Consider the following 14,878-nt stretch of genomic DNA (forward strand, 5'->3'; position numbering starts at 1 on the left):
TGGCTCGGCCGCCGCAACCCTCCTAGCCTAGACAATCAAGACGTTCGGCCGCGCCGCAATCTTATGATGGCCCGGGCGGCGGCCAAGATCCGGCGCGAGGTCGCCCGGCTGGTGCTTGATCCAAGGCGCCGCGGATCGCCCAAACATTGACTCTCAGTCTTGGCCATAGCCGTCGTCTGGCTCACGGGCCGCCTCAGGGCTTGGCGTAGGCGGTATATCGTAGCCCGGATCGCTGGGAAATGCCCCCGTCTCCGCGGGAGGGCCGGCCGGGGGAGATTCGGAAGAGGCGAGCAGCACGCCAGCAAGTAGAGCTGCGCTCGCAACGCTCATTTGGAGCATAAGGCGCATCATAGGGGCCTCCCTGTCTTGCCGAACCAACCGGCAATAGCGCGCCACATGGCGCGGTGAAATGCCCGGTCAATCGTTAACAGGCGCAGGCACCGACAGGCTTCCTACGGCGCGGCGTTCAGCATGATACGCAGGATCAGGATTGTCCCCAGGAACAGACCGACGACGGCGATTGTGTGTTCGATCATTTGGCGTGCTCCCGAGCCCATGCCTAAGAGGGAGAACGCGAGGTGACTAAACAAGGTTTCGCCGAGATCTGAACAGCGGCCACGGGGGCGGATGCGCCATACCGTGAGGCTGACGCCGGGTTGCTGCAACATCTACTCCCGAGCCAAGGGGGTTGAGGAGGCCGGTCGTTACGCAATCCGCGCGGCAGACTGAGGAATTTTCCGTTCACCCTCGCCTCGCTTGCCCATTTGATTTCTTTTGGATCGGACGTCGGATTGCGATTTCGTCGTCGAGGGCGAAACGCAATCTGCTTTGGCGAGCTTATGACGATCGAGCACTGGCGATGAAATGGGCCACATCCCAAGCCAATCCGCGTTGTAGCGGCGCTGTCAGGAGAATGAGCAGGTAGCGATGGCAGGCAGAGATCGGAGAATTTGGAAGAACATCCCACGAGAGGTAGGCGCAATCGTTTGCTAGACGGTAACGCGCATCTCTTCCAGAAATCAAAGCTCCTCACGTTTGCGCCAGACACTGTAAGGAATCGTGAAGATTGCGCAAAGAACGACATAAAGCAGGATCGCGGGCAAAACCGCCTTCTGCTCCGCAAAATGTGTCGAGCCAATCGCCAATGCAATGCCGGGGTGCCGTGTGGCTGTCGCGAGGGCGAGCACAGTCCTATGATTGGATTCTGGGCCCCCGAGTATATGTCCGACCGCAAGGCCAACGAGCACGAAGGCCGCAATAGCCGCGATTGCGCCATTGCCGACGAGAGCAATCATGGCCGGCCAGGCGGTGTAAAGGACCGGCAGAATGCTGACGACCAGCAACACAGCGGCGAAAAGCGCGACAGGTTTGGAGATTTGCAAGGCTGTCGCCGGAGTAAATTGGCGGACGAGCATTCCCGCCATTAATGGCGCAAGTACCGTCATCAGAACAAGCTGAGCGATGGGCCAGACCGGCATATGGACTGACGTCTGCAACAATTTATCGAGCAGCTCTATCGCCGCTGGAATATATATGACCGCGACCACTGCCGCGATAACCAACAACCCGATAGCATAAGATGGCTCCCCGTGCGCCTTGATTTGCTTCTTTGGCAAAATGGGTGGAGCGGGAGAGAGAGCCAGCGCCACGAGCGAGACTTCTATGGCTTCCGGCAGATGGAACGTCGCCACGATCGCAACCGCAATCAGAGGCATGATAACATTCATAGCAATAAGTGACCGGGCAAGGCGCGCTGGTCGGCGGAGAAGGTAGGCAGCGTCGTTAGGCTGTGAGTCGAGGCCAATCGCAAACACGCTCAGGGCGATGCTGGCTTTCAGCGCAATTAAAATCAGGGTTTGAATATTCATTGGGACACTCACGTTCACTTTATCGTCTATAGCACCCCTGAAGGCGCCGTTTTGCAAAAACCTGAATGCACTAGCTTGAGCATCCGCGCCCGCCGCGAGATCCGTCGAGGCAATTTTTAAATCGGCAACGAATCGCAGTGTTTTATAGCCGCGAAAAAGAAAAATGCGCCCCGCCTGTTCATCAGAAGGTGGGGCGTTCATTCGCCCTGAACAACTCGTCCATCTTTCACAAGATATACCCGACTCATTGGGAAGGTCGAACCTTGAAGGCTCGACGCGCTTTGAAAGCGGGGGCTGCGCCTCGCGCTTGTCGAAGATGCAGGAAGCGGTGCTGACGTCCCGGATCTCGGAACGACGCGTCAGATTGGCGCTCACATCGAGAAGGAATTCGGGGTCGTTTACGAGAGTCGCTCCGGCCTCATCGCTCTGCTGCATCGACTTGGGCTCGAATACACCAAGCCGGAAACGATCGGACGCAAGCTCGACGTCGAAAAGCAGAAAGCCTTCATCGAAGTCTACGAGAAACTTCTGAACGCGCTTGGCCCCGGCGAGGCCGTGATGTTCGTGGACGCTGTGCACCCGACGCATGCGGCGCGTCCCGTCGGTTGCTGGGCGCCGACCAAGGAAAATCTGGCCATTGAGCAAACCTGCGGCGACAACGCCTCAATGTTCACGGCGCGATCGATCTCGAGACTGGCAGAACCAGGATGATCGACGTCGAAACTGTCGACGCGGCGTCAACGATCCTGCTTCTCCAGGCCATCGAGTCGATGTATCCGCTGATGGCGTTGATCCACGTTTTTTTGGACAATGCGCGCTACCACCATGCCGATCTCGTGCAAAAGTGGCTGGCGGAGCCCGGCCGACGCATCAAGTTGCACTTCATTCCCGCTTATTGCCCGCATCTGAGCCCGATTGAGCGGCTATGGGGCCTCACGCACAAGCATCTGACGCGCGACAAGTGTTACGCTTACAGGGAGTTCGCCGAAGCGATATTGGAATTCCTGCGCGAAACCGTTCCAATCCGCTGGCTCGAGTTTCGCGATTCAGCGACAGCGCGTTTCATTGGAGGATCGACATGGCCAATGAAACGACAACGATTGAAGTCCTCGCCGAATTCGCGGGCGAGACGATTGCACAGGCCATCTCGACGCTGGCCCGCGGGGAAACACTGGCGCCTTTCGGACGTTCGCGCAGGGCAGCGTTGTTTGGCTATGCCGAGAACAACAAGAGGTTCGTCGAAAGCGGCGTTGCGGGAAAGATCAATTTATCGGAGAGCGTGCAGGCCGCCCTTCAGTGGATGGAATATGAAGTGCCGCGCGCTGGAATCTGCGCGATCGTCTTCGACGGTTCACTCAACAGCGACGAAGGCCGCGTCGACGCTGCGGTCGGACGCGTCGCTTCGCTGAAGCGGCGGCTGTTGGTCGAAGTCGCGCAGCCCTATCGTAAACCCGAAGGCACAGGCCGCTTCGCCATCGGCGAACCAAAATACCGTTTCGCGGGAATCGCTGGCGACGGTCAGGTGGAGACGTCGACGAATGTTGACACTACGGCGTTCGACACGGCTTTTCGCAACGCCTTTCGCAGGAAGGTTTCAGCGGGTGTCTGAGCGCGCGATCTTCCTTCTCACGCGGTTGTGAATCGTCCCGCCCGAAATAATGATCCGCCCCCAATATCAGGACCACGGCGACGCGCCCCGGCGCGGTTGCTTTACCGATCTTTCGATATTTTCAGGCCTGGCGCGCCAGTCGCACGTAATTCAGGCGACGGTTGGGATGGAACGCCGTCAGGCGCGTCGCTATGAGCGACAGGTTCACCGTTATGAGCGTCGTTCGGAACGCTACGCCCATCGTCAAGAGCGACGGGGAGAGCGTTACGCCCATCGGGACGAGCGACGCGCTATCCGGCACGGCTACTACTTAAGGTTTACAACAGCGGCCCCCGCTCATCGGGAGCCGCCCGAGGGCGCTGAAAGTCCGCGAATTTAGTTTTTACCCCGCGGGTCAAGCTTGGTGCAGCTTTAACGGAAAGTGCGGTTCCACGTTTAGATGCAGTCACTGCGGGTTGCCATGTACTACGCACGACGTAAATCGCATCACTTCGTGAGGCTCGTCTTATTTCGTGCCGTCTCTTCCAACGCTTCGAGGCGCCGCCCAACAGCGCTAATTTCGTTGCGTAGCGACGCAAGCGTCTGCGTCGTCTCCACACGAAGGATCTCGAATTCGGCGTGTAGGTCTGCGGCTGGAGGGATATTTTCAGGCTGGCCACCCTGGGAAAAGGGCGACAAGTTATCGGCGCCTGGAGGTATCTTAATCTTCAACCTTTCACACAGATCCATGAAGTTCTTCCAATCGTTAGCGTTTTTGTGTAGTTCGTACGTCACGATCCTCGGATTGGAAAGGATAGCTTCTACGCGATGCTTATACCAATCTCTGAACCGTCCTTCATCCAGCAAACCATCCTTTATCATTTCATTACAATATTCAAACAAGCCCATATACGACTCTGTCCGGCCCCAATCGCTCGTGGTGTCGGGCTGCGTGGACGAGCCGTGCCATTTTCCGCCCGGCAGGAAATTGGATTGAATATCGTCATATTGAGACATCAATTCGCGAAGCATCAGCCAGAACTGACCTCTTGTAGTTTTGTTGGTGTCCTTCAGGTGCCAAATCGCTATCCTTAGCTGCCAGATCGCTACTAAAACCGCCAGGAGGGTAGCAGCCGTGATGATGAGTGTGAGCGTGTTAGTTGTGGCCAATGTTCCCAGCCAGCTTCCAGCGTCGGCCATCCATCTTTCTGCATTAGCCATCCATTTTTGAGCATCGGCAAAGTCCATGGCACTCTCCTCGTCGCTCAGCCGCTTGTGTTCTTCTCTTCAAGGGAGTTCTGCCTCCCGCGTAAGGACCATGCTAAAATAGGGCGCAAAGCGAACCTACGGGCCGTTCCCATGACCTTCCTGACCTGCATCACCTCCCCGTAATTCATTCCTGGCTCAACGAGATCGCCCAGTCCGTAGCCTTCGTTCTCTTGCATCAGGTGATTCCAGTCTTGATTGGCGCCGTTCTCGTGGCTGCGTTCGCCGGGTTGCTGAGAGTCTTCTTCTATCGTGTAGGCAATGGTTGGAACGGCAAAGTTTATGGCCGCAATCGTTGCAAAGGCTAATTTGTGCAGCATTGACGCATCTTCCTCCCCAAGGGCGCGAGCCATCAGCCATCAAGGCCGTCGCCCTTAGCGGCAACAGATTAGGCGTCATATTGATCAGGCGAGCTAAGCAGGTTCAAAAAGCCATCGGATCGTAACGCGTTATATGATAGGCCGATGCCGCGAACTTCTTCATCGCAGCTTACGACGGCAGCTTGATGTCGAACACTCGCAAAAGCCCTCGCGTCTGATTGCCGAGCGAACGCTGACCTTGACCAGTTGGTCGCGAGTGCCAAGTAGGGTCTTGAGATGTGGCTATCCGAGGATTTGAAAAGCCGGCCTAAGGGTTGGGCCGTCGAACGTCTCGGAGTCTGACAGCCTCGTCGTTAAGACCGCTCAGGAAGAGCGTCATGGGCTTCAAGAGACGCGCCAGGGGAATCGTGGCGAGCATCAGGGGAATCGGCAGGACAATCGTTCCGAACGTCAGGAAGGACGCCTGACTGTAGGTCTCTGAAATGCGCGCTGAAGGCGACGCTCAGCGCGCCCTTGGCCATCCGGTGAAAGCCTTTTCACGTCGCTGTCGATATACCGCCACTGCCGCCTCCCTGCTTCGGCATTGCTGTTTGGTAGCGCGTTCATGCGCCGATCCAATCCTCCACAAAAAAGCCCATTCATCGCTGCACTATCCTCCCCAATAAAGATTATTGACGCTCGGCCAACCGCTTGGACTATCCTTCAAGAAGTGAATTGATTCGGAGCATTGACATGCAAAAGAGCATAGTCGTGGCAGCAGCGATGCTCGCCGCCCACGTGGCGTTTGCGGCCGATGTTACCGGCCTCGCTCCTGCCAACCCCGCTCCTGTCGTCCCCCCCGAAGCGCCACCTGCGACCATGATCGCGCTGCCTCGGCCCAATTTCGACGTTCTTGCCGGCGGCTTCGGCTATTCGGTCGGCGTGCAATTCATGTCGGAGAACATATGGCGCGGAATTTCGCTGACCAACCACCGTCCGGGCGCGCTGGCCTACGGTGAATTGCATGAGGGCTGGTTCTATCTCGGGGGGGACGTGCTGAATGTGACATTGCCGACCTCGCCGGCTGCGCAGCTCGACGTCTATGGCGGCGTCCGCCCGGCCTGGGGCCCGCTGACGCTCGATTTCGGCGCGATCTATCACGGCCGCCCTGGCAATCAGCAGCAATGGTTCCTGGGCGGCGTTGCGCCGGTGCTAACTTTCCGAACGCCCGGCGGCCTGCCGACGACGCCGTTCGATCAGAGCTTCGTGGAAATCTATGGCAAGCCCTTGTGGGCAATGAACGACTATCTAACGATCGGCGCTGAGTTCAGCTACGCTCCGAGTTGGGCCGATTACAACGCCCATGCACTCTATTCGGGGGGCAATGCGAAACTGAGCCTGCCCGGAACCGGCTTCTCTGTTTCCGGCGCTTACGGCCACTACTTTCTCGGCATGGGCGACCCCACCTATGGACCGAGCTACATCCAGCCCGGCATAAAGGGTATTCAGGGCTTCAAGCTATCAAGCTACAATACATGGAACATCGGGGGTTCCTATAAGTGGAACGCCGTGACCTTCGACGTGCGTTACCATGACACGACGCTGACACGAAAAGGATGCTTCACTAATGTCGCCAATCCGGCCGGCAATTTCTCGGCAGCCGTCTTTGGAGAGGGGTTTTCAGATTGGTGCGACGCGCGTGTCGTCGGCTCTGTCAGAGTGGATTTTGACTCGACGATGTTTGTGCGTTGATAGGAGAGTCGAGGGCGACGGATCATCAAGGTCGAGTATTTCGATCTTCGCGAGATCGAGGCGGCCTACGCAAGCGAACGTGGACAGCCGCCGTTCGGTCCGGCGATGAGGCGCTGTTGCTCTACGCCTATTGCAACGGCGTCTACTCGTCGAGGCGGATTGCGAAGGCTTCGCGCGAACGCGTCGATTTCATGAGTATTGTCGGGCTTGACGCGCCGGACTTCCGCACGATCTCCGATCCGCAAGCGCCGTCTGAAATCGCTCGCCAGTCTATAGCGCAGGTTTTGAAGCTGTGCGCGCAGGCGGAGTTGGTGAAGCTCGGGCATGTGGCGCTCGACGGCACGAAGATCAAGGCGAACGTCTCCAAGCACAAATGAGCTATGAGCGCATGGCCAAGCGCGCGGAACTCGAGGCCGAAGTCTCGCGCGCTGGATGAGCGCCGCGGAGACGGCGGACGCGCAGCAAGACAAAGCCTTCGGCCGCGACAAGAGCGGCGAGGAAATGCCGGACCGGGTGGCGAATAGGAAGAGGCCCGCCCAGGCCGAATTGGAAGCCGAAGCGAAAGCTCTCGCTGCGGTCAAGGCCAAAGCTCATGCAGACGCCGAGGAAAAGCGGAAAGCCGAAGGGCGCAAGAAAGGCGGCAGACACGCCGCCCCGCCCTCAGACAAGCCTCACCCGAAAGCGCAAAAGAACTTCACCGACCCTGAAAGCCGCATCATGAAAACCAAAGACGGGTTCATTCAGGCCTACAATGCGCAGGCGGCGGTCGATGCAACGGCGCAGGTGATCGTCGCCCACAATCTCGACGCCCGGCAGAGCGGTAAGCATCAATTGACGCCGCCGTTCGACGCAATCGAAGCCACTCTGGGAAAAAGGCCCAAGCAGGTATCGGCAGACGCTGGCTATTATTCGGACGCGAATCTCGCAGCGTTGGACGCCTATATCGCGCCGGGACGGGCTAAACACGCAACTGAAGGAGAAGGCGGCGGCGAACGCGTCGCGGCGATGCGCGAGAAAATCAAGGCCGGAGGTCATGAGAGCCCTGATCGATTGAGGAAGCAATTGCCCGAGCCGGTGCTTCAGATCAAGCAGGCGCGCAGCTTTCGCCAGTTCCTCCTGCGCGGCGCCGAGATGGTCGCCAACGAGTGGGGCTTCGTTTGCCTCGCGCACAATGTGTTGAATTTCGCCCAGGGGCGGACTCCGTCTATCGCCGTTCTCGTGGCAGCCTAACGCCGGAGAGTTGCGAAGAACCCGCGCGACGGCCCCGTTCAATCCTCGATTTCAATTCAACATCGCCTCAGGACAAAGCGGACACACTCCTAGGCTGATGCGCCCGTAGGCGGCTCGTTCTCGCCGTTGCTACCCAGGGAATACTGGTGATGCGCCCTCAATGCGTTGATGCTCAACCACGCCGCGGTCGCGACACCTAAGAAATGGGCGAGGAGCAGGTCGACGTTGACCAAGAGCAGGAAGATGTCCAGCCCGCGGATGATTTTGCTGGGGTCTGTGATCGCGATGCCGGGCGGTTGGGACACGGTTTTCCCGATTAGCAGCGCCACGCTCAAACCCACGCCAACAAACGACACCAGGGCTCCAACGATGCTAATGGAGCCTATCGGGCCGAAAAACCAAAAGGCCCCTTGGGTTGACCGCCCAAGATAACGCTCAGGCGCCGCACGCATTGCCTTGGCGATTTTTAGGTAAAATCGCACGCAAATAACAGAGACAAGCAAAAGCGACAGTCCAAGGGATGCCCAAAAGATCGGATCGCCGTAGCCTCGATGGCTTGGACTTACGGTGTGTCCGGCGTAGCTGAACACAAGCAAGGGCACGGAAAGTAGGCCGAGCAACAGCTGGACCCAAAAGACCACCCCTCCGAAGAAGCGAAAGGTCTGAGCCAAACGGTCGGCGATGACCGTCTGGATGGAACTGGCGAAAACCGTCGGCGGGGGCGGACGGCTCTGTTCGCGTTTCCGAGAGAAGCGCCGTATGGCGGCGGCGATCAAGTTTGCAGCGATTGCGCCCGCTAGAGCATAAGCGGCGGCGGGATGCGCGTTTTGCAAAGCCTCAGACATTGGTTGATCGGCGCCGTTCACATAGGGCAGCGCAAATCCAAAGAAGAAAATCCGCTTCCCGCTGAACACAGCGGCGCCGGCTCCCGTGACGACCAACGCCAGGAAAGAAAGATAGGCGAATTGCCGCAGTACGAATGACGCGACGCGCCGCCGACCGCTTGCCCCTCTCGGTCCACCAAAGGAGAGAGAGGCGATGGCGACGAGAAGCTGGACGACAGTCAGCATCGCGCCAACGAGACCTAGCGATATATGCAACTCTTGAAAATGATTCTGCCACACTTCTTCGAGCGGCGCGTTGACCGCCGCCCATCCGCATGCCAGAGCACCTAAGCAGACGCTTAGAAAAATCCAAAAAATCGCGCTTGAAACGCGCCGGCCGGCGGCCGATTCCATTTAGGTGTCTCCCATTTGCCAGAGGCTCAGATCGGGGGCGGCGAGCCGGGACTTCCCCTGAACTTAGTAACCAGTCTTCGTGACGTTTCGGTTCCAGGGGTTCCCACATTTAAATCCAGCTCAGAGCTGAGCCGCTACCCTTTGCCGCTGTAACAAAGAGAATCGATCACGCCTGCAAGCCTTCGCACCGTTTGGGCGTTTGCTATCGGGCTTCGCCAGTTCGCGCGAGAAATCGACGCGTCGAACGATATTATCGGATGCGTTCTAGCCAGATTTGCCTCATGCAGCCTGCGCCCTAATATGACAGCCCTGTACATCCCGAGACAGTCCGAGAGATATGGCCACACCCTAAAATTTTGCTATCTCGTAACCTTCTCAGAAAGGAGGGCACATCTCTCCTGTGAGTGTGGCTATGGCGTGAAGCTATGAGAAACAGAACGCAATTCGATTCGACCCGCCGGCTGTGGCTTTCCGCCGCCGCGTTCACGATACTGTCGGCCTGCACTGACCTCGGCCGCGGAACTCCTGTGCCGCGATCTGAACGTCGCAAAGCGATCGTACTTGGGCTCCGGAATGCCCGCTTTTTCGTCGACGAGCCGGAGGCGATCTCCGCCGAACAAGAGCAAGCGCTCGTTCGCGAAGCCAAAAGCCTTGGTGTTAACCGGGGGGGCATCCTGCCAACTGCTCATTATCTGGCGCTTTCGGGAGGCGGAGATAAGGGTGCTTTTGGCGCTGGCCTGCTCGTCGGGTGGACCGCCCATGGCGACCGTCCGAAATTCAAGCTCGTCACCGGAGTGAGCACCGGCGCGCTGAGCGCGCCATTCGCCTTCCTGGGCTCTGAATATGACGCGGCTTTGGCCGACGTTTACACCAATATCAACCCATCGAAAGTCTTTGCAGAGCGGTTTGCGCCAGTCGCCGCGCTTATGCAGGACGCGATGGCCGACACAAGTCCATTATATGGAACGATTTCGCACTATATCGACGAAGCCATACTCTCGAAAATTGCCTCGGAATATGACAAAGGACGAATCCTGTTGATCCAGACCACTGATCTCGATGCCGGTGTGCCAGTCTTGTGGAACATTGGGGCGATCGCTAAAAGCGGCCATTCAGGTGCGCCCGATCTCGTCCGCCGCCTCCTCCTTGCGTCTGCATCGATACCAGGTATGTTCCCGCCGGGGTTGATCGATGTCGAAGCCAATGGCAAGTCCTATCAGGAAATGCATGTCGATGGCGGCGCGGTTAGCCAAGCATTTCTTATTCCGTCCACTCTCATCGTGCGCATAGCGCAGGAAAGGGCGGGATTTCGCAGACAGGGCATGATCGCATACATCGTTCGTAATTCTCGCCTGACAACCGAATGGAGCGGTGTGCAGAGGGCAACCCTTCCGATTGCCAGCAAGGCTGTCACGATAATGATTAACTATGTCGGCCTTGGCGATCTTTATCATATTTATTTGATATGCAAACGCGCTGGCGCAGACTTCAACTTTGCATACATCGATGACGATTTTCAGGCTGAGGAGAAGGTGCAATTCGACCAGGGATACATGCGCGCTTTGTATAAATTCGCTTATGAGAAAGCGGCGAGGGGTTACCCTTGGGAGCATGCTCCCCCGGGGTTCCGAGCCGGGTCCGGGTGACCAACTTTAAATAGCTTGGGAGGAATACGATTGGCCGCCCCGCGCAACCGGGGCGAAAAAGTCATGTGGCATGTTAACAAACTTGTGGCGCGAAGTAGCTGCCCTGGCTCATCTCCCGGACCACCACCCCGTGGCTTGCTCCCAAGCGTTCGTTGGCCATTCGTGGCTATTGGCGCGATAAGTTGCCCCCCGAGCGCCAGCGATGGTTGATCTCACAAATAATCCACCCTGAGTGGCACGTTGCCAAGCCGGCTACAACGGCGCCGGTAAAGAACGAGCACACAGAAACCGTGGCCACAGATTTCGCTCATCGCATGGAAGCGAGGTTGTTCCAAAATTGCTTCAGGCTCTCGTCGCCTCCAAACAGCGTCGTAAAGTTGGTTGAGTCCACCAAAACGATATCGCCGGCGCGCTCTTCGTTCGGCGGCATCCAGAGAAGACAATTAAACTCTCTGTTCCCCGCCTCTGTAAAGGGATGCGGCCGCTCGAGATCGATTGCCTGCCGCGCCAAAATTTGAATCGCTTCTTCGTTCTCTGTCGTCAACTCGTAGTGCGGCAAGTGCGGATGGAAATTGAACGTCGAAACATTATTGAGCAGGCCGAGCTTGTCGAGGTCGCGGAATGCGTTGAGCGGCGCGATTTCGCTCGAGCCTTCAACTGTGGCCGGCCGCAGTCCGTAGGTGTTATGGACGGGGACGCCAAGCGCTTTCATAAGTGAGCGCGTGTACTGGCCGAAGCGCTGCTGCCGCGGGACCAGACGGTCACGGTGATGGAGATATTCCATCTGGCGCTGTTTCAGGTCGCTCGTGAAGCCAACGTCGTGATGTGGCGCGAGCAATAAGCACGTGCCCTCTCGCTTCAACCATTCGCCGATGGCCGCAATCTCCTCCTCAGTCGCCTCCTGCTCGGAAAGAAGGTGGTCGAGCCCGAACACCATCAACGTGTCCGCATCCGCAAGAACGCGTCCATCGATGGGCAGCTTGTATCCGGCCTGATCGATACGTTGGAACACAGCCACCGGATGACCCGTCGTCTCACCTGCGACCCGCTGAAAGCTCAGTGTCGAGCGATGGAACAGCTCCAGCGTTCCGGCGATGCCCTGCAGAAAGTGTGCCGCGCTCCATTCGGGCGTCTCGTAAGCCGGCCAAAGAACATTGCGAACCTCGGTCATGGTGGAAAAGCGGTTTTCCATCGCCGCCGGATCGCGCTGCGCTTCCCACGGATAGCTCCATGTCCAGTAGATGCTCATTCGCCGCTTGCCCGGCGTGAATTTCCGGGGCACGTGGGTCTGGTTATAAGTGCGGGCAAAGCTCTCCACTGACATTGCTCTCCTCCCAGGATCGGCCCGATAGGGCCCGCCGTTTCCAACTAATGCAACGAAGCGAGGTAACTCAGGGCCCTTAGACCCGGCAGGAAGAAGTACGCGCCGCCCCGGACCGTCGTGAACGCCGGCAAGCCCACGATTTTCTTGCGGATCGGGCGCCTGGGGATTTTGAATTCGAGCGTGCCGTCTTGGTTGCCAACGAGCGGATCGCGCTCGTTGCCGAGTTCGTTGAAGTTTCGGTCGTTTATCCAGACATTCTGAGCGAACTCGAACTGGCGTATGAGGCTCCCACAGACGATGAAGGCGGCGATTCCGCGCTCGACTCCATCCTCGGGCGCACCTTCGGGCAGGTGAGGACCGTAGGCCCCCCCGCGACGGATCATTCGGCGACGATTCATGTTATGCGCCATGTCGCGGGGGTTCATTCGGCGTACATGCGCGCCGAGTGGAGCAGCATATCCGTGGGGGTCCATGTCCTTGTAGTTGAAATCATTGTTGCGCTGCATGTCCGCTCCGAGCGCCGGATCGTCTTTGTCCGGAGCGAGAACCAGAGGCGCTCCACTCCGCCAGCGCCCCATCAACTTCGCCGCGACCAGTTCCTGCTCTTCGGGAGTCTCGCCATGCCGCCGAAGGAACTCGCGAAAGGCGCCGACATGCTCCTGCAAACGGCGATAAGCCACGTAGCTGCCGTTGCGGGCTAGAATCTCAGGCTGGGGGCGATCAGCTATTACTCCGTCTTCGTCCGGGTAGCCGAGGATGAACTCGCCCGGCTTCAAGGGCGCTCCGGAGCCCGGCGTCGGCTCCAGGCCGCTGCCTTCAATCACCGGCTCGGACAGACGGTCGCGGTAACCGAAATGTTCGTGCGGATAATCCAGCGGTGGAACCGCCTGGAGATCGAGCACGGACAAAACCTCTACGCCCTGGCAGGCGGCGACGAGCTTCTCATGCTCGGATACGCACCGGTCGCGCTCGGTCGAGTCTCTCGCGAACAGTATCACGATGCTGTGGAGCTCCGGGCTTGCCAATCCGCCAACCCAATGTTCAGGGGCATTTGCGCCGGTGTCGCCTATTACCTCCGCGCGCGCAGCCATCCCCTGCTTAAATTCGTCCGGGAAGGTGGCCAGGGAAGCCTCATCTAGTCCGAGTGCTTGCAGCCCGTTCCAAGTGAATGCGACCGTTACCCAGCGCTTGTCCCTCCCGGCGCCCGCGCGCATTGCGGCGGCGGAATGGATTGTCTCCTTCATCGCCGACAGCCACGCCCGCCCGCCCGCGGCGTTTCGAAACGAGAGGAATACGTATCGGGCGGCCAGCGCGGGGGCACGCGTCAGCAGGAGGTGCTGGATATCGTCAAGTTCGAGCATCGGGGGTTCGCCAGCGTCACTGCATTTGATCGAGCATATCCGAGAACGCGGCCTTCAACCTGAGCGCTTTCTTGATCTCATCGGCGCTCACATAGGGATATTCCGCGTACTCGAGGAAGCTTGGACACTGATGCTCGCGAACGAACTCGACGAACGCCGCTGGGTTCGTTTGCCAGTCCGGCGGGAAGCCCTCAAGATTCTCGAACACGGTTCTTAAGCCTGTGATCCCGAACAGCGACACGGCGTCTTCGGTATACTTATCGAAGTCGGTATCGAAGATCCCTTGATACATGAAGTAGGTTTCTCCCTTGATCGGAAACAGCACCCAGCGAAGGTAGTGAAGCTGTAGGACGGCGAGGCAGTCTGGCTGCTTGGCGACCGTTCTCTCGATTTCCTTTGCGTAATTGTAGAAGACGTCCTCACGGCCAGGAATAACTTTGGCGACGATCGAAAAGCCATAGCCGGCGGGCGTCTTGGGGAAGGCGGGGCCGTACCGCCCCTGCTCGATCTTGTCCGGGAAAAAACCACCCTTGGGGATCGCCATCGCCGCCGGCTTTGACCAATCTTGTGCTTTGACTTCGTTTGACATGGCGCGGCCCTTCCTTGAGCTACTTCTTATCTAGGGCCTGTCATCAATTGAGCCAGACGATAGCTACGGAGAGGTGGATCGCCGCGAGAAAATTTTGAGCGGTTTTGTCGTAGCGCGTGGCGATGGCCCGAAATTGCTTGAGCTTGCAAAAGAAATTTTCAATCAGGCTGCGAGCTTTATAGAGGTCTTTGTCGTAAGGGCGCGGCTCTTTGCGGTTGGCCTTTGTGGGAATGACCGGTTCTATCTCGGCGTGGCGCAAGGGTTCGATCACCCGCTCGTCGGCGTCGTAGGCCTTGTCGCCAAGTAGCGCGTCGGCCTCAAGCCCCAGCAAAAGCGCGTCGGCGCCCGCGAGATCATGCGCCTGTCCGGGCGTGAGATGGAAGCCGGTCGGATTGCCCAGCGCGTCGACCGTCGCGTGGAATTTCGTGCTCAATCCGCCTTTGCTGCGGCCGATCGCTTGGTCGTTGCCGTCTTTTTTTGCGCGCCGGCGTTATGCTGATGCGCGCGCACGATTGTTGCGTCGATCATGGCATATTCATTGTCGGCATCTTGCGCCAAATGCTCAAAAACCCGGGCCTGTTGATTTCCGCTGAGAGTTGACCCGGGAGAGCGGGAAATTTCCGCTGAGAATTGACCCATGTTCTGAACCCGCCCTGGCTGTTTTCAGCGGGGGTCGACGGAGTGATAGACATGGCGTTATTGAGCGTTATCCGGCGC

General features: G+C 58.2%; 14 protein-coding genes and 2 pseudogenes. 7 read left to right on the forward strand and 9 right to left on the reverse strand.

Annotated elements, in window-relative coordinates; all coding sequences use genetic code 11:
- Window positions 1-452: 452 nt before the first annotated feature.
- Entirely contained in the window at window positions 453-668 is a 216-nt protein-coding gene (locus ACR652_RS05570; RefSeq protein WP_434505530.1) for a hypothetical protein, read from the reverse strand.
- Between the two features lie 351 nt (window positions 669-1,019).
- Entirely contained in the window at window positions 1,020-2,303 is a 1,284-nt protein-coding gene (locus tag ACR652_RS05575) for a bile acid:sodium symporter family protein (protein WP_434505541.1), read from the reverse strand.
- On the opposite strand from ACR652_RS05575, the gene ACR652_RS05580 reads away from it, so the two are divergent.
- The 3 genes and pseudogenes from ACR652_RS05580 to ACR652_RS05590 all read left to right on the forward strand — a co-directional run bounded on the left by ACR652_RS05580 (window position 2,244) and on the right by ACR652_RS05590 (window position 3,477).
- Window positions 2,244-2,579 (forward strand): winged helix-turn-helix domain-containing protein, encoded by a 336-nt coding sequence (locus ACR652_RS05580; RefSeq protein ID WP_434505542.1) that lies wholly within the window; start codon window positions 2,244-2,246, stop codon window positions 2,577-2,579. The two genes, ACR652_RS05575 and ACR652_RS05580, sit on opposite strands and share 60 nt — an antisense overlap.
- Window positions 2,576-2,764: pseudogene (locus ACR652_RS05585) on the forward strand (transposase); the annotation flags it as partial. The gene ACR652_RS05580 and the pseudogene ACR652_RS05585, both read left to right, overlap by 4 nt.
- Before the next feature lie 29 nt (window positions 2,765-2,793).
- Window positions 2,794-3,477 (forward strand): hypothetical protein, encoded by a 684-nt coding sequence (locus ACR652_RS05590; protein WP_434505543.1) that lies wholly within the window; start codon window positions 2,794-2,796, stop codon window positions 3,475-3,477.
- A gap of 486 nt (window positions 3,478-3,963) precedes the next feature.
- Here ACR652_RS05590 and ACR652_RS05595 read toward each other — a convergent pair whose 3' ends face one another.
- Together ACR652_RS05595 and ACR652_RS05600 are read right to left on the reverse strand one after the other, a co-directional pair.
- A complete protein-coding gene (locus ACR652_RS05595) occupies window positions 3,964-4,704 on the reverse strand; it encodes a hypothetical protein (protein ID WP_434505531.1) in 741 nt (246 codons plus the stop codon).
- Window positions 4,705-4,721: 17 nt separating this feature from the next.
- Window positions 4,722-5,042: a hypothetical protein gene (locus tag ACR652_RS05600; RefSeq protein ID WP_434505532.1), complete on the reverse strand. Its 321-nt coding sequence runs from the start codon at window positions 5,040-5,042 to the stop codon at window positions 4,722-4,724.
- A 690-nt stretch (window positions 5,043-5,732) separates the two neighbouring features.
- On the opposite strand from ACR652_RS05600, the gene ACR652_RS05605 reads away from it, so the two are divergent.
- From ACR652_RS05605 to ACR652_RS05615, 3 genes are all read left to right on the forward strand, one after another.
- On the forward strand, window positions 5,733-6,773 hold the full coding sequence (locus ACR652_RS05605) for a TorF family putative porin (RefSeq protein ID WP_434505533.1): 1,041 nt from the start codon (window positions 5,733-5,735) through the stop codon (window positions 6,771-6,773).
- A 116-nt stretch (window positions 6,774-6,889) separates the two neighbouring features.
- Window positions 6,890-7,150: a transposase gene (locus ACR652_RS05610; protein ID WP_434505534.1), complete on the forward strand. Its 261-nt coding sequence runs from the start codon at window positions 6,890-6,892 to the stop codon at window positions 7,148-7,150.
- Window positions 7,151-7,205: 55 nt separating this feature from the next.
- Entirely contained in the window at window positions 7,206-8,003 is a 798-nt protein-coding gene (locus tag ACR652_RS05615; protein WP_434505535.1) for a hypothetical protein, read from the forward strand.
- An 89-nt stretch (window positions 8,004-8,092) separates the two neighbouring features.
- Here the strand turns inward: ACR652_RS05615 and ACR652_RS05620 are convergent, their stop codons facing one another.
- Window positions 8,093-9,241, reverse strand: a complete 1,149-nt coding sequence (locus ACR652_RS05620; RefSeq protein WP_434505536.1) for a DUF3611 family protein — start codon at window positions 9,239-9,241, stop codon at window positions 8,093-8,095.
- A 425-nt stretch (window positions 9,242-9,666) separates the two neighbouring features.
- Here ACR652_RS05620 and ACR652_RS05625 point away from each other — a divergent pair, with 425 nt between their 5' ends.
- Window positions 9,667-10,887, forward strand: a complete 1,221-nt coding sequence (locus tag ACR652_RS05625) for a patatin-like phospholipase family protein (protein WP_434505537.1) — start codon at window positions 9,667-9,669, stop codon at window positions 10,885-10,887.
- Between the two features lie 307 nt (window positions 10,888-11,194).
- Here ACR652_RS05625 and ACR652_RS05630 read toward each other — a convergent pair whose 3' ends face one another.
- From ACR652_RS05630 to ACR652_RS05645, 4 genes and pseudogenes are all read right to left on the reverse strand, one after another.
- Entirely contained in the window at window positions 11,195-12,211 is a 1,017-nt protein-coding gene (locus ACR652_RS05630) for a hypothetical protein (protein ID WP_434505538.1), read from the reverse strand.
- A gap of 44 nt (window positions 12,212-12,255) precedes the next feature.
- The gene (locus tag ACR652_RS05635; protein ID WP_434505539.1) at window positions 12,256-13,572 is read right to left on the reverse strand and encodes a Dyp-type peroxidase; all 1,317 of its coding nucleotides are present in this window, start codon (window positions 13,570-13,572) and stop codon (window positions 12,256-12,258) included.
- Between the two features lie 16 nt (window positions 13,573-13,588).
- The gene (locus ACR652_RS05640; protein ID WP_434505540.1) at window positions 13,589-14,161 is read right to left on the reverse strand and encodes a hypothetical protein; all 573 of its coding nucleotides are present in this window, start codon (window positions 14,159-14,161) and stop codon (window positions 13,589-13,591) included.
- A 43-nt stretch (window positions 14,162-14,204) separates the two neighbouring features.
- Window positions 14,205-14,734, reverse strand: a pseudogene (locus ACR652_RS05645) (IS5 family transposase); the annotation flags it as partial.
- Between the last annotated feature and the right edge of the window lie 144 nt (window positions 14,735-14,878).

Source organism: Methylocystis sp. (assembly GCF_051061225.1).
Classification (GTDB): Bacteria; Pseudomonadota; Alphaproteobacteria; order Rhizobiales; family Beijerinckiaceae; genus Methylocystis.

What these genes read in the sequence shown, in the direction of transcription:
- ACR652_RS05570 (WP_434505530.1), bottom strand. Translation starts at nt 668, where the DNA reads ATGTTGCAGCAACCCGGCGTCAGCCTCACGGTATGGCGCATCCGCCCC.
- ACR652_RS05575 (WP_434505541.1), bottom strand. Translation starts at nt 2,303, where the DNA reads ATGCAGCAGAGCGATGAGGCCGGAGCGACTCTCGTAAACGACCCCGAA.
- ACR652_RS05590 (WP_434505543.1), top strand. Translation starts at nt 2,794, where the DNA reads ATGGGGCCTCACGCACAAGCATCTGACGCGCGACAAGTGTTACGCTTA.
- ACR652_RS05595 (WP_434505531.1), bottom strand. Translation starts at nt 4,704, where the DNA reads ATGGACTTTGCCGATGCTCAAAAATGGATGGCTAATGCAGAAAGATGG.
- ACR652_RS05600 (WP_434505532.1), bottom strand. Translation starts at nt 5,042, where the DNA reads ATGCTGCACAAATTAGCCTTTGCAACGATTGCGGCCATAAACTTTGCC.
- ACR652_RS05615 (WP_434505535.1), top strand. Translation starts at nt 7,206, where the DNA reads ATGAGCGCCGCGGAGACGGCGGACGCGCAGCAAGACAAAGCCTTCGGC.
- ACR652_RS05620 (WP_434505536.1), bottom strand. Translation starts at nt 9,241, where the DNA reads ATGGAATCGGCCGCCGGCCGGCGCGTTTCAAGCGCGATTTTTTGGATT.
- ACR652_RS05625 (WP_434505537.1), top strand. Translation starts at nt 9,667, where the DNA reads ATGAGAAACAGAACGCAATTCGATTCGACCCGCCGGCTGTGGCTTTCC.
- ACR652_RS05630 (WP_434505538.1), bottom strand. Translation starts at nt 12,211, where the DNA reads ATGTCAGTGGAGAGCTTTGCCCGCACTTATAACCAGACCCACGTGCCC.
- ACR652_RS05635 (WP_434505539.1), bottom strand. Translation starts at nt 13,572, where the DNA reads ATGCTCGAACTTGACGATATCCAGCACCTCCTGCTGACGCGTGCCCCC.
- ACR652_RS05640 (WP_434505540.1), bottom strand. Translation starts at nt 14,161, where the DNA reads ATGTCAAACGAAGTCAAAGCACAAGATTGGTCAAAGCCGGCGGCGATG.